General features: G+C 66.5%; 12 protein-coding genes. 5 read left to right on the forward strand and 7 right to left on the reverse strand.

The window, feature by feature from the left end:
• Positions 1-33: 33 nt before the first annotated feature.
• The 7 genes from IGS68_RS05450 to IGS68_RS05480 all read right to left on the reverse strand — a co-directional run bounded on the left by IGS68_RS05450 (position 34) and on the right by IGS68_RS05480 (position 7,425).
• On the reverse strand, positions 34-996 hold the full coding sequence (locus IGS68_RS05450) for a M23 family metallopeptidase (RefSeq protein ID WP_247881186.1): 963 nt from the start codon (positions 994-996) through the stop codon (positions 34-36).
• 81 nt (positions 997-1,077) lie between these two features.
• Positions 1,078-2,352 (reverse strand): HlyD family type I secretion periplasmic adaptor subunit, encoded by a 1,275-nt coding sequence (locus IGS68_RS05455; RefSeq protein ID WP_201077930.1) that lies wholly within the window; start codon positions 2,350-2,352, stop codon positions 1,078-1,080.
• A 97-nt stretch (positions 2,353-2,449) separates the two neighbouring features.
• Entirely contained in the window at positions 2,450-3,406 is a 957-nt protein-coding gene (locus IGS68_RS05460; RefSeq protein WP_201077935.1) for a type I secretion system permease/ATPase, read from the reverse strand.
• A complete protein-coding gene (locus tag IGS68_RS05465; protein ID WP_201077936.1) occupies positions 3,403-4,206 on the reverse strand; it encodes an ABC transporter transmembrane domain-containing protein in 804 nt (267 codons plus the stop codon). The genes IGS68_RS05460 and IGS68_RS05465 overlap by 4 nt, the downstream gene beginning before the upstream one ends.
• A 147-nt stretch (positions 4,207-4,353) precedes the next feature.
• Complete coding sequence (locus IGS68_RS35910; protein WP_201077937.1) at positions 4,354-5,202, reverse strand: calcium-binding protein; 849 nt, start codon at positions 5,200-5,202, stop codon at positions 4,354-4,356.
• 454 nt (positions 5,203-5,656) lie between these two features.
• Positions 5,657-6,454 carry a CbiX/SirB N-terminal domain-containing protein gene (locus tag IGS68_RS05475; protein ID WP_201077938.1) on the reverse strand — a complete coding sequence of 266 codons (798 nt, stop codon included), beginning with the start codon at positions 6,452-6,454 and terminating at the stop codon, positions 5,657-5,659.
• A 182-nt stretch (positions 6,455-6,636) separates the two neighbouring features.
• Positions 6,637-7,425: an SDR family NAD(P)-dependent oxidoreductase gene (locus tag IGS68_RS05480; protein ID WP_201077940.1), complete on the reverse strand. Its 789-nt coding sequence runs from the start codon at positions 7,423-7,425 to the stop codon at positions 6,637-6,639.
• Between the two features lie 207 nt (positions 7,426-7,632).
• Here IGS68_RS05480 and IGS68_RS05485 point away from each other — a divergent pair, with 207 nt between their 5' ends.
• The 5 genes from IGS68_RS05485 to IGS68_RS05505 all read left to right on the forward strand — a co-directional run bounded on the left by IGS68_RS05485 (position 7,633) and on the right by IGS68_RS05505 (position 13,160).
• Complete coding sequence (locus tag IGS68_RS05485; RefSeq protein ID WP_201077942.1) at positions 7,633-9,252, forward strand: ATP-binding protein; 1,620 nt, start codon at positions 7,633-7,635, stop codon at positions 9,250-9,252.
• Positions 9,249-9,893: a response regulator transcription factor gene (locus IGS68_RS05490; RefSeq protein WP_201077944.1), complete on the forward strand. Its 645-nt coding sequence runs from the start codon at positions 9,249-9,251 to the stop codon at positions 9,891-9,893. Before IGS68_RS05485 ends, IGS68_RS05490 begins: the two co-directional genes overlap by 4 nt.
• Before the next feature lie 103 nt (positions 9,894-9,996).
• On the forward strand, positions 9,997-10,383 hold the full coding sequence (locus tag IGS68_RS05495) for a response regulator transcription factor (RefSeq protein WP_201077946.1): 387 nt from the start codon (positions 9,997-9,999) through the stop codon (positions 10,381-10,383).
• Positions 10,384-10,436: 53 nt separating this feature from the next.
• The gene (locus IGS68_RS05500; protein ID WP_201077948.1) at positions 10,437-11,123 is read left to right on the forward strand and encodes a hydrolase; all 687 of its coding nucleotides are present in this window, start codon (positions 10,437-10,439) and stop codon (positions 11,121-11,123) included.
• 75 nt (positions 11,124-11,198) lie between these two features.
• Entirely contained in the window at positions 11,199-13,160 is a 1,962-nt protein-coding gene (locus IGS68_RS05505; RefSeq protein WP_201077950.1) for an amidohydrolase, read from the forward strand.
• The last annotated feature ends 5 nt before the right edge of the window (positions 13,161-13,165 follow it).

Raw genomic sequence — 13,165 nt, forward strand, 5'->3', positions numbered from 1 at the left:
TCCCAGTCTCGAGGCACGTCTCCGGGGTGTGCCTCAGCGCCGTACTTCGACGCTGTCCTCCAGTCGGGCGACCACGGTTCCGTCTCTCAGCAAGGTATAGGTGCCCTGGTACTTTCCGGCCTGCCAGCCTTCCGGTGGGCGCTTCCGGCCGGAAAAGGCGAACCAGGACACGTTGCTGGATTTCAGCGTGGATGCATGCTCGTGTATCACGCTGCCGTCCGGAGCCGTTATGCGGACCTGCTGCTCGTCGCCGGCCTGGGCGCCGAAAACATCGGCCCAGAAGACCAAGGCCGGCGGGTCCCGGAGTGTTTCCCGGGCATAGCTTCCCTTCCTGGCCTCCTCCGATGCGGCCGGCCCTTCGGCGAACCCGGAGACCAGCCCGCCGGTGGGCCGGTATCGGAGTGCCGCCAGCGTATCCTCACGCCACAGGGTCCGCGTGGTGTCGCCGCAGGCCGACGGATCCGCGGAGCCGGTGAAAGGATCGACCTTCCTGCCCTCGTGACGTACGGAGAAATCCACGTGGGGGAACTCCGCCAGTCCCGACATTCCGATCCGGCCCAGCGGCGTTCCCGCTTCGACCCGCTGACCCGGCTTCACGACGGTGCTGCCCTTCGACAGGTGGCTGTACTGCGTTTCCCAGCCATCGCCATGATCGATCACGACCCCATTGCCGGCCTCCCTTCCCTGGAGCGCCTCACGGCCGGTCCCGGCGAGACCGACATCGGGCATGCCGTCGCGGACGGCCTTCACGGTACCGCCGGCGGCCGCCACGACCGTCACGCCTCGCATCATCGACGGTATGTCCATCACCCGGAAATCCGTACCGGAATGGCCGTCGTAGCTCAGCCTTCCGCAGGAATAGTCGCGCCGGTCGGGGCTCGGATCATGATCGAAGAAGTTCTGCACGAAGCAGTCGCGGCCGATCTCGCAAGCGACCGGCAGGACCAGATCCAGATCGCCGGCCTTTGCCGGAACAGCCGGCGAAACCAGCGCCATCGCACAAGGGAACAGGGACGCTGTGATCGACACACGCATGGAACCGGACATCGCGATAACCCCGTAGAAAACCGCCGGGCTTCACTGTTCGCGGAAGGCCCTGCGGAAAGTGTCCCGGATCGGCTGGATCAGATACTCCAGCATGGTGCGTTCGCCGATCATGATCAGCGTCTCCGCCGGCATGCCGGCCTGCAACTGTACATCGGTAAGCTTGCCGAGTTGGGCCGGATCGGCGGCGACGCGTGCGACATAGTAGAATTCTCCCGTGCGCTCGTCCTTGAGGGCATCGGCCGTGACGCGGGTGACCCTGCCGTCGATCTGAGGCGTCGTCCGGCTCTTGAAGGCGCTGAAGACGATCTTCGCGGACAGTCCGACATGGACGACATCGATGTCGGACGGCTTGACCCGCGCCTCGACCACGAGGGAGTCGTCCCGCGGCACCAGATCGAGGATCGGCCCTCCCGGCGGCACGACGGCGCCGGGCGCGAAGTACCGGAGGTTAAGCACGGTCCCCGCTTCCGGAGCCAGGACATCGCGGCGTCCCTGGCGTATCTGAGCCGCCGCCAGCTTTTCCGTCACTTCGGCCAGCCGAACCTGGACATCCCGCAGTTCGGTCGCGACCTCGCTCTGATGGTCGGCCTCGGCACTCAGGATCTCCATCTCGGCTTCGGCGATGGCTTCCCTCGCCTGCGCGATGCTGTTCAGGAATTCTCCCTGGTCACCGTCCAGGCCGGCAGCCTGACGTTTGAGAGCCAGCAGGCGCGGCTTACGTTCCAGCCCTCTGGCCGTCAGCTCCGAGACGTCGACCAGCTCTTCGCGGATGAGGTCGAGCTGCTGTCGACCGGCTTCGAACTGGGCCTCGAATGCCTTGATCTGGGCTTGGTACTGCGCGATGCGCTGGCGTGTCACCTCGATCCTGCCCTCGAGCGAGGCACGCCGGCTCTGAAAGATCCGCTCCTGCCCGGACAGGATCTGGGCCATCTCCGGAACGGTCCGGAGATCAGCCAAATCCTTCGGAAAAACCAGCCTGTCCTTCTTGTCGCGTTCCGCCACCAGGCGGGATTCCTGGGCGGCATAGGCCCGCCGCTGACCTTCGAGAAGCGTCACGACGGACCTGGTCTCCAGATCGTCCAGCCGCATCAGGACCTGCCGGGCCTCGACGCGGTCGCCGTCGCGGGCCGCGATCTCCGCGATCACGCCGCCGTCGAGGTGCTGCACGGTCTTGCGGTTGGTATCCGCCGTCACGATGCCCGGCGCTATCGCTGCGCTCGCCAGCGGCGCCAGCGCCGCCCAGGTGGTGAACCCGCCGAATCCGAGCAGCGTCAACACCACGCCTGCCACGACGGTCCGGCCCACGGGCGGATTCTGGTTCCTGGCCGACAAGCCCTGATAAGGCGGACATGCCGGGGAACGATGAAGAATGGCTGGGGGCGTCTCGGTCATGAATGGACTCTCAATCGACCGTTTCGGGCTGGGCGATCCGGGCGGGCGGCGATTGCGACGGCATCTGCTGGGGCGGCGTGGGCTGAGGGGGGATGGGATGCATGCGCTGCCGCTTGAGCCTGTCGATCACCTCCGCCCGTGGTCCGAACAGGCTGACCCGCCCGTCGCGCAGGACCAGGATGCGATCGACCTGGGACAAGGTGCTGGGCCGGTGCCCGATCACCACCACGGTCGTGCCGTTGTTCTTCATGGTCGCGATCGCCTGGTTGAGGGCATCGTCCCCCTCGATGTCGAGGCTCGCGTTCGGTTCGTCCAGGACCACCAGCTTGGGGTTGCCGTACAGGGCGCGGGCGAGGCCGACCCGCTGCCGCTGTCCCCCGGACAGCATGGCTCCGCCTTCGCCGATCTCGGTGTCGTAGCCTCTGGGCAATTGCAGGATCATATCGTGGCAATCGGCGAGCTGCGCCGCCGCGACGACGGCGGAGGCATCCGGTTCGCGAAGTCGGGCGATGTTCTCGGCGATGGTGCCGGAGAAGAGCTCGACGTCCTGCGGCAGGTAACCCAGGTACCCGCCGATCTCGTCGCGGCGCCACGTGAAGATTTCCGCGCCGTCCAGCCTTGCCGTTCCCGATGTCGGCGGATGCAGGCCGACAAGAAGCCGGGCCAGGGTTGATTTCCCGGCGGCCGACGGGCCGATCACGGCGATCGCTTCACCCGGACGGGCATCGAAGCTGACGCCTTTCAGAATGGGTTTCTGGCCGGCGGGAGGCCTGAAGAACAGGTTGTCGACGACGAGGCGTCCTGTCGGCGCCGGCAAGGGAAGTCCAGCCGGGCGCCGTCGCGGGCGATTGAAGAATTCCTTCAGGCGTCGATGGGCCGCGCGTGCGTTCGAGACCTGCTTCCAGCCACCGATCGCCTGCTCGACGGGCTGGAGGGCCCGGCTGAGGATGATCGAGCCGGCGATCATGGCCCCCCGGTCAGTTCGTGCCGGACGACCAGCCAGGCGCCCAATCCCAGGATGGCGATCTGGACCATCTGACGTAGAAACTTGGTCACGTCGAGGATCAGGGCGCCCCTGCGCGACACCGACGCCTGGTTCTCCAGCATCGTCGCCTGGTCCTCTTCCCAGCGGCGGACGATGCCCGGCATCAGGTCCATGGCCTCCACGGCTTCCGCGTTCCTGAGGGCCGCGTCGGCGGTGCGCAGGGCGCGACGGCTGGCGACGTTGGCGGCGGCGAGAGGCTTGCCGGTCAGTGCGTTGTTGGCGAGGGCGAGGGAGAACAGCGCCACCGCTGCCCCCAAGGCCGTATGCCCCAGGATCGGATGCAGGAGGTAGATGACCGCTATGTAGATGGGAACCCACGGTGCATCGAACAGGAACGTCAGGCCGCCGGAGAAGAAGTTGCGCAGCATTTCAAGATCGCGCAAGGCATCCGTTCGCTCGTTCCGGCCGGCCAGGGTGCCCTCGAGGGATCTTTCCAGGGCGGCCGCACCGAGACGCCGCTCGATCCACTCCCCCAGCCCCGAGAGAATGCGCGATCGAACGAAATCCAGCATGGCCATGAGCGCCAGGGCACCCGCAGCGGCCAAGGTCAGGAATACAAGCGTCGAAAGACTGCCGGACGCCAGGACGCGATCGAAGACCTGCATCATGTAGAGAGACGAGGTCAGCGTCAGGATATTGAGCACCAGGCTGAAGGCCGAAATCCAGAGCAGCGGGCCGCGGCAACGCGAAAGGACAACGGTTAGCAGGCGATCGTACGGCATGCTTGAGCATCCCCAATACCGGTTCTGTCGCCGGTTCTTCCTGAAAAGCACACCGGACGACCCGCTCCGGTGGCGGGGAGCGGACCCGGAAGCCTTCCGGGTCCGCCCGCTTGCAGTCTTGATGTCCCGGATCCGCGGATCGGAGCGTCAGGCGATGTGGTGATCGTAGACGATATAGTCTTCGTACTTGTTGAAGTCCTTGATGATGTCGTGCTTATCCACGTAGAACGTGTCCCGACCCTCACCGCCGACTAGAACGTCCCTGCCTTTGCCGCCATAGAGCTTGTCGTCGCCCTTGCCGCCTTCGAGATAGTCGTCGCCGTTGCCGCCATAGAGATGGTCATGGCCACGGTCGCCGTAGAGCCTGTCGTCGCCGTTGCCGCCTTCGAGATGGTCGTCGCCGTTGCCGCCATACAGCGTATCGCGACCGTTGTCGCCATAGAGCCTGTCGTCGCCGTTGCCGCCGTCGAGATAGTCGTCGCCGTTGCCGCCGTAGAGCTTGTCGCGGCCGTTCCCGCCGTCGAGCTTGTCGTCGTCGTTGCCGCCGTCGAGATAGTCGTCGCCGTTGCCGCCGTAGAGCTTGTCGCGGCCGTTCCCGCCGTAGAGCTTGTCGTCGCCGTTTCCGCCGTCGAGGTAGTCGTCGCCCCTGCCGCCATAGAGCTCGTCGTAACCTTCGTCACCGTAGAGCTTGTCGTCGCCGTTTCCACCGTCGAGGTAGTCGTTGCCCTTGCCGCCAAAGAGCTTGTCATCGCCATTGTCGCCATAGAGCCTGTCGTCGCCCTTCTGGCCGTAGATGACGTCGTCACCGTTATTGCCCCAGACCTTGTCGTCGCCTCTTCCGGCCAGGATCAGGTCATGCTTCTTGGTTCCATGAATCTCATCGGCATACTTCGTGCCGAAAATCACGTTGTACTTTTTCCAATGATGATAGTCGTTGTGACCATCATAATCGTTGGTTTCGTCATCTTTGTGGTCGTGATCGCCGAAATAGGACATCGGTGGTCTCCTCCGTTTTGTTTGTGCACGGAATTGACAGCCTGAGCATTTCGCCTCCAGGGCGTTCAGGTGATGTGCACGTTTTATCTTTGTAAATTAGTCCCTGAACTTGATGTGGTGTTTCAGGTCTAACAAATTCCGTGCAGGAATTACATTACATCTTTGGAAAGATGTCGGGGTGACTAATAAAGTACATAAACGAATGGCAGAGTTCTATTTGGGAACGCCCTCCCCGGCCACCTGACGAAAGACATCCGGCGTCTATCCTATGTGCTACCACAACTTTAAAGTTAATTCTGATGGATCATGGTGTTTCGTTATCGGAAGGGGTTGGTTCATGCCTTACCGAGGCAGATACGCGATGGGGCAAAGCAGCGCCCGGTTCAGGTCGATCATTCCGTCCGCGGCTCGACGCCTCGGTCCGGCGCGATCCGCAACGGCCACATCGCCAGGATCAGCAACATGACCCGCCAGGCCCGCCGCTACGCCTTGAGCGTGACCCGGCTTCGATGTCCTCGACCATCAGGGCCGTCACCCTCTCGTCGGCGCCCACGGCCCCGGTATAGCGCACCCGCGCTCCCGGCCGGGATCCGGTCCGTTCCTCCCATGCCTCGATCCAGCCGGGGATGTCGAGGGAGGAATGCAGCCCGTCGGCCGCGAAGAAGCCGGCCAGCACGACGGGCGGTCCTTCGGCGGGAAGATCGTGCAGCCAGTCCTCGATCTTCGGAGCCTCGTCGATGAAGGCGCACTCGACCGCAAGGAACTCCGACCGGCGCCCGATCTCCCCCGCGTGGCGACGGGTGACTTCGGCCGATGCCGGGCTTTTCGGTGAGCCGTGGCCGATCACCATCAGCCGCGTACGGGATGGCTTCCATCCCGCCGCACGGCAGGTTTCCAGGCTTCTGAGCCTCAGGATATCCGCCATGCCGGGATGCATGCCGATCGGCGCCCCGTAGATCAGGAGACTGCCGCCGCGAGAGGTCCGGGGTCCCCGGAGCCCCAGCGTCTTCGGGATGACGGTGCGCGTGTAGTAGCCGTCGCACATGAACAGCGGGACGACATGGATCGTCCGCGCATGCATCGCCTCCAGTTGGTCGCGGGGATCCTCTCCGGCCATCAGGAAGGCGACGCGGGCCTCCGCGAAACGCCCGCTTTCCATCAGGCGTTCCGCGTGACCGCTGGCGGAGACGAGAGGGCCGGGACTCTGCTCCGACCCGTGGCCGATGATCAGGATGCCGTGTTGCCGTTCCATGACGCCTGCTTTCCCCACGCGAAACGCATACTCTGACCCGATTAACTTGGATCGATCGCGCTCAAACCAAGGCGGCTTTCGTTCTCCGCGGGCTCCGCCGCCCTCGCGAGGCTGACCATTTCCCCGGCAGGAATCCTCGATCACCGCCGGCCCTCGTCCCATGGGACGCCAGGACTCCGCCGTCAGTCGTTACGTGCCTGCCCGCGCAGCGTCGGCAACCCGATGCCCGTGGCGCCGAAACCTCCGTCCACGCCGAGCGTCTGCCCGGTGATGTAGCTGGCGCCGTCGCTGCACAGGAAGAAGATCGCTTCGGCAAGCTCCTCCTCGAGCCCGTAGCGGCCAAGCGGGATGGCGTCGCGATAGTCCGCCCGGATCGCGGGGCTGTGCACCGCCTTGGCCATGGCCGTATCGACCGGGCCGGGTGCCACGGCGTTGACGCGGATTCCAAGACCGGCCAATTCCACCGCCTGCTGCTTCGTCAGGTGAGCGAGCCCGGCTTTGCTCGTGCCGTAGGCGACGCGGAGAGTCGAGGCCCGCATACCGGAGATCGACGTGACGTTCACGACAGCGCCTCCGCCGGTCTCGGCCATCAGCGGCGCGGCCTTCTGGGTGCACAGGAACGGACCGCTCAGATTCACCGCGAGGACGCGCGACCATTCCTCGAACGACGTCTCCAGGATCGGCTTGAAGACGGCGATGCCGGCATTGTTCACCAGGGCGTCGAGCCGACCGAACCGGCTGCCGAGATCCTGCACGGCGCCGTTCACCGCGTCCGGGTCGGCGACGTCGCAGACGAGCGCCATCGTCGCCTCCGGCGCGCCGGCCCAGGCGACCGCCTCCCGGAGGGTCCCGCCGTCGATGTCGAGGAGTGCTACCCGCCAGCCGCCGGCCAGAAAACGTCTCGCCGCGGCGAGGCCGATGCCCCGGGCCGCCCCTGTCACCAGTGCTACCTTCCGCGCTTCGTCAGCCATGTCCGCATCCAACTCCCGAGATGACGCGGGTCGCGGCTTCGACTTCCGGAGCCGGCCCGTTTCCCACTGCCATAGTCCGTCGGGGAGAGGATAGCAACCGAAGCGATCGGTCCCCGCCACCGACCCTTGCCGAAGCTGTCCTGTTGCGTCCATCCGACTTTCGCTGCAATCCTCCGGCCCGCGGGGCGGCAGATTGGGGAGACGTGCGTGAGATCACCGAGGCGTGCGCAGGGCGACCACCCGTTCCTGCTGTCCACATCGCCGCCGTCCCGGAACCAGGAGCGGCTGGCCGTCTGCGTGCTCGTCGTCCTGGTCGTCGAACTGCTGGTCACGGTGCCGTTCGCGCGCATTCCCCTGGCCGGCACGGAAGTCCTGCTTCCGGCCTACGGGTCCGCGATCCTGCTGATCGAGCTGATCACCTCGGCCTTGCTGCTGGCGCTGTTCTCTGTCCAGCAGTCGCGGGCCGTCCTCGTCCTGGCGATCGGCTACCTCTTCTCGGGCCTGATGGTGGTGCCGTGGATGCTCACCTTTCCCGGCGTGTTCCACGCGCTGGGCCTGGACGCGGGGCTGCAGGCCACCGCGTCGATCGCCGCACTGCGCCGCCTGGGTTTCCCTCTGTTCGTGCTCGCCTATGCGCTTTCGAAGGACGGAGCGACTTCGGTGCCCAGGTTCCAGGGTTCGGTCCGGAAAGCGATCGTCGGGAGCGTCGCCGGCACGCTCGCCGCCGCCGGCGGGCTGACCTGGATCATCCTGGCCAACGACGATTCGCTGCCGAACTTCATGAGGAACGCGAGGACCGTCACCGATATATGGCTCTATGTCCCGGCCACGGCGGTGCTCCTCTACCTGACGGCGCTCACCGTCCTGTTCGTCCGCAGGCGATCGGTCCTCGATCTCTGGCTCATGGTCGTCCTCTGCACGCTGCTGATCGAGATCATCCTGCTTTCCTACATCAGTGCCGGCATCCGCCTGAGCGTGGGTTGGTGGGGAGGGCGTTCCTACGGGCTGGCTTCCGCCAGCATCGTCCTGCTCGTCCTGCTGTCGGAATCGACGACCCTCTATGCCCGGGTCGCCCGTTCGGTTTCCGCCGAACGCCGCGCGCGCGAGACGAGGCTTACCGCGATGGAGGGCCTGTCGGCGCTGATCGCCCACGAGATCAACCAGCCCCTGGCGAGCATGGTCACGAACGCGGATGCGGGGCTCCGCTGGCTCGAAAAGAAGGACCCCGACCTCGGCGAGGTTCAGGCGGCCTTGAAACGGATCGTCAAGGACGGCCACCGCGCCGGGACGGTCGTCGAGAGCATCAGGACGATGTTCAAGAAGGACACCCGGGATCGCGTTCCGCTGGACGTCAACCGGCTGATCGAGGAGGTCCTGCACCGTTGCCGGGATGACGCCCGCCTGGGCCGGGTGACCGTCGAAACGGCGCTGGAGCCGGGGCTGCCGACCGTCACCGGCAACCCGATCCAGCTCCAGCAGGTGATGTCCAACCTGGTCTCGAACGCGATCGACGCCATGTGCTCCGTGACGGGCAGGGCGCGCGTGCTGCGGGTCACGTCCCGGTCGCAGGCTCCCGGCGAGGTCATGGTGTCCGTCGAGGACTCCGGATCCGGCCTCGATCCGGAGCACAGGGACAGGATCTTCGAACCGTTCTACACGACGAAACCCGACGGAATGGGCATGGGACTGATGTTTTGCAGGTTGATCATCGAAGCCGGCGGCGGACGGCTCTGGGCGGACGACAATGTCCCGCACGGCGCGGTCTTCCGGTTCACGCTGCCGGGCGGCGACGACGGCGTCTGGCCGGTTGGGGAGCAGGCCCGATGAGACACCCCGCGTCGAGCAGCGAGCCGCCCTCCGTCGTCTTCGTCGTCGATGACGATCCCTCCGTCCGGGAGTCGATCCGAAGCCTGCTGCGCTCGGTCGGCCACTCGGTCCAGGTGTTCGACACGGCGCAGGCCTTCATGGTCGGGGAGCGGATCGACGCGCCCGGATGCCTGATCCTGGATGTCAGGCTGCCCGGCTCCAGCGGGCTGGAGTTCCAGCGGGAGCTGGCGGGGTCGGGGATCAGCATCCCGATCGTCTTCATAACCGGGCACGGCGACATCCCGATGTCGGTGGCCGCGATGAAGGCGGGCGCGCTCGAATTCCTGACCAAGCCCTTCCGGGACCAGGATCTGCTCGACGCGGTCCACCGGGGCATCGAGCTGGACCGGAGCCGCCGGGCGGAACTGGCCATGCTCGCGGAGCTGCGGGAACGCTTCGCGACGCTGACGCCGCGCGAGCAGGAGATCATGGCGCTGGTCGCCGCCGGCCAGATGAACAAGCAGATCGCCGGCGAGCTTCAGCTCAGCGAGGTCACGGTCAAGGTCCATCGCGCCCAGGTGATGCGCAAGATGCAGGCGAAATCGTTGCCGGACCTGGTGCGCATCGCGGACAGGCTGGGCGCCGGTACCGCCAGGCATTAGGCCTTCGATACGACAGTATAATTGCTCCCATCCGGCGGCTTTGACCATGGTCCATATCGACGCAGGAACGTGTGCGTCGGGGAAGAACGGGGAAAGCGACGGGATGTCCGCGAACCTGCTGATTGCGGTCGTCGACGATGACGATTCGGCTCGGGAGGCCGCGGTCAGCCTCGTCAGGGCGCTGGGGTTCGCGGCATCGGGATTTCGGAGCGCCGCCGAATTCCTGGGCTCCGGCGAGATGGCGCGGACGGCCTGCCTGATCACGGACGTGAGGATGCCCGGCATGGGCGGGCTCGACCTGCACCGCCATCTGGTCGCGTCGGGCCTGCTGATCCCGACCGTCCTGGTCACCGCCTTTCCCGACGAGACGACCCGCGCCCGCGCCTTGAAGGCGGGGGTCGGGAGCTACCTGGCCAAGCCGTTCGAACCCGACGAACTGCTCGGCTGCATACGCTCGGCCTTCGCCCAGGGAACCAGGAGGCCGGACTGATCCGGACCGCGGGCAATCCTCAAGAACATGATCCGACAAGGGAGACCAGAGAGATGACCGACACGAAGCTCCACCTGCTGACGCCTCGCAATTGCCAGCTGATCTTCATCGACCACCAGCCGCAGATGGCGTTCGGCGTGCAGTCGATCGACCGCCAGGTCCTGAAGAACAATACGGTGGCCCTGGCCAAGGCCGCGAAGATCTTCAATATCCCGACCACGATCACCACCGTCGAGACCGAGAGCTTCTCGGGGCACACCTATCCGGAACTGCTGGACGTGTTCCCCGGCAAGAAGCTGCTGGAGCGGACCTCCATGAACTCCTGGGACGACCAGAAGGTGCGCGACGCCCTGGCCTCGAACGGACAGAAGAAGGTCGTCGTTTCCGGCCTCTGGACGGAGGTGTGCAACAACTCCTTCGCCCTCTCGGCCATGCTGGAAGGCGGGTACGAGATCTACATGGTGGCCGACGCGTCCGGCGGCACCTCGAAGGAGGCGCACGACTATTCCATGCAGCGCATGATCCAGGTCGGCGTCGTCCCGGTGACCTGGCAGCAGGTGCTGCTCGAGTGGCAGCGCGACTGGGCGCGCCGCGACACCTACGACGCGGTCATGACCCTGGTGCGCGAGCATTCCGGCGCCTACGGCATGGGCGTCGACTATGCCTACACCATGGTCCACAAGGCGCCGCAGCGCACCAGGGAGCCGAACGAGGTCCTGGCGCCGATCGCTGCCGAGTAGCCGGCCCACGGCCCGGGCTCCGCGCCTTCGGGCGCGGAGCCCGGGCCGGACATGACCGACAGGAGGCCGGACCCCATGACACCGACCCGTCGCACTTTGCTGAAATCCGTTGGCGCCGCCGCCCTCCTGGGCACGGGCATCCGTCACGCCGAGGGAGCCATGACGACCGAACCCGACCTGATCCTGACCAACGGGCGGATCACGACGCTCGACCGCTCGAAGCCCGACGCGGAGGCCGTCGCGATCAAGGACGGCCGCATCCTCGCCGCCGGACGCGCCGACGAGATCATGCCCCTGGCCGGGGCCGGGACGGAAGTGATCGACCTGAAGGGCCGCCGCGCGGTCCCGGGGCTCAACGACAGCCACACCCACCTGATCCGCGGCGGGCTCTACTATAACCTGGAGCTTCGCTGGGAAGGGGTGCCGAGCCTGGCCGATGCCCTGCGCATGCTCCGGGAGCAGGCCCGGCGCACGCCGGCGCCGCAATGGGTCCGGGTGGTCGGCGGCTGGTCGGAGTTCCAGTTCGCCGAGCGGCGCATGCCGACTCTGGACGAGATCAACGCCGCCGCTCCCGACACGCCGGTGTTCATCCTGCATCTCTACGGGCGGGCGCTGCTCAACCGGGCGGCCCTGCGCGCGATCGGCTTCACCCGCGACACGCCGAACCCGCCGGGCGGCGTGATCGAGCACGACGCGGCCGGGGAGCCGACCGGGCTGCTCGTGGCGAAGCCGTCGGCGCTGATCCTCTACTCCACGCTCGCCAAGGGACCCAAGCTCGATCCCGAGGACCAGGCCAACTCCACCCGGCATTTCATGCGCGAGCTGAACCGGCTGGGCATCACGTCGGTGATCGACGCCGGCGGGGGAGGGCAGAACTATCCCGACGACTACGAGATCATCCGGGCGCTTCACCGCGACGGGCAGATGACGGTCCGGGTCGCCTACAACCTGTTCGCCCAGAAGGCCGGCGAGGAGCTGGCGGACTATCGGCGCTGGACCGGGATGGCCAAGCCGGGCGACGGCGACGCGTTCCTGCGCCTGAACGGGGGCGGCGAGAACCTCGCCTGGTCGGCCGCCGACTTCGAGAACTTCCTGGAGCCCCGCCCGGACCTGGCGCCCGTGATGGAGGCGGAGCTGGAAAGCGTCGTCCGGCTGCTGGCCGAGAACCGCTGGCCGTTCCGCATCCACGCGACCTACGACGAATCGATCGACCGTTTCCTCACCGTGTTCGAGCGGGTGGACCGGGACGTTCCCTTCGACGGCCTGCGCTTCATCATCGACCATGCCGAGACGATCACGCCGAGGAACATCGAGCGCATCGCGGCGCTCGGCGGCGGCATCGCGGTGCAGCACCGCATGGCCTTCCAGGGCGAATATTATGTCGACCGCTACGGCGCCGACGCCGCCGAGGCGACGCCGCCGATCACCCGCATGCTGGAGGCGGGCGTTCCGGTCGGCGCCGGCACCGACGCGACCCGCGTTTCGTCGTACAATCCGTGGGTGGCGCTCTATTGGCTGACCCAGGGCAAGACGCTGGGCGGGCTGACGCTGACCCCCGAACGCAACCGCCTGGACCGGGAAACGGCGCTGCGGCTGTGGACCAAGGGAAGCGCCTGGTTCTCCGGCGAGGCCGGCGTGAAGGGCGCGCTCGCTCCCGGCGAACATGCCGACATCACCGTGCTGTCCGACGACTATTTCTCGGTCCCCGGCGAGGCCATCAAGGACATCGAGTCCGTGATGACCGTGCTGGGCGGCAGGATCGTCTACGCCGCGGCGGAGTTCCGCGGCCGCGACCCGGCGCCCCCGCCGCCGTCGCCGGACTGGTCGCCGGCCCGGACCTTCGGCGGCCACTGGCGCCGGGCGGAGGGGAGGCCTGCGAGCGCCACCAACGCCATGGCGCTGTCATCGGCCTGCGGCTGCGCCGACCAGTGCGGCGTTCACGGCCATGCCCACCACATCGCCTGGTCCACCCCGCTGCCGGTCTCCGACAAGAGCCGGTTCTGGGGCGCCCTGGGCTGCAACTGCTTCGCTTTCTGACGGAG

Source organism: Skermanella sp. TT6 (assembly GCF_016653635.2).
Lineage (GTDB): Bacteria > Pseudomonadota > Alphaproteobacteria > Azospirillales > Azospirillaceae > Skermanella > Skermanella cutis.

Coding starts and splice junctions, on each gene's coding strand:
- IGS68_RS05495 (WP_201077946.1), top strand. CDS start 9,997: ATGTCCGCGAACCTGCTGATTGCGGTCGTCGACGATGACGATTCGGCT.
- IGS68_RS05500 (WP_201077948.1), top strand. CDS start 10,437: ATGACCGACACGAAGCTCCACCTGCTGACGCCTCGCAATTGCCAGCTG.
- IGS68_RS05475 (WP_201077938.1), bottom strand. CDS start 6,454: ATGGAACGGCAACACGGCATCCTGATCATCGGCCACGGGTCGGAGCAG.
- IGS68_RS05490 (WP_201077944.1), top strand. CDS start 9,249: ATGAGACACCCCGCGTCGAGCAGCGAGCCGCCCTCCGTCGTCTTCGTC.
- IGS68_RS05480 (WP_201077940.1), bottom strand. CDS start 7,425: ATGGCTGACGAAGCGCGGAAGGTAGCACTGGTGACAGGGGCGGCCCGG.
- IGS68_RS05465 (WP_201077936.1), bottom strand. CDS start 4,206: ATGCCGTACGATCGCCTGCTAACCGTTGTCCTTTCGCGTTGCCGCGGC.
- IGS68_RS35910 (WP_201077937.1), bottom strand. CDS start 5,202: ATGTCCTATTTCGGCGATCACGACCACAAAGATGACGAAACCAACGAT.
- IGS68_RS05460 (WP_201077935.1), bottom strand. CDS start 3,406: ATGATCGCCGGCTCGATCATCCTCAGCCGGGCCCTCCAGCCCGTCGAG.
- IGS68_RS05450 (WP_247881186.1), bottom strand. CDS start 996: ATGGCGCTGGTTTCGCCGGCTGTTCCGGCAAAGGCCGGCGATCTGGAT.
- IGS68_RS05505 (WP_201077950.1), top strand. CDS start 11,199: ATGACACCGACCCGTCGCACTTTGCTGAAATCCGTTGGCGCCGCCGCC.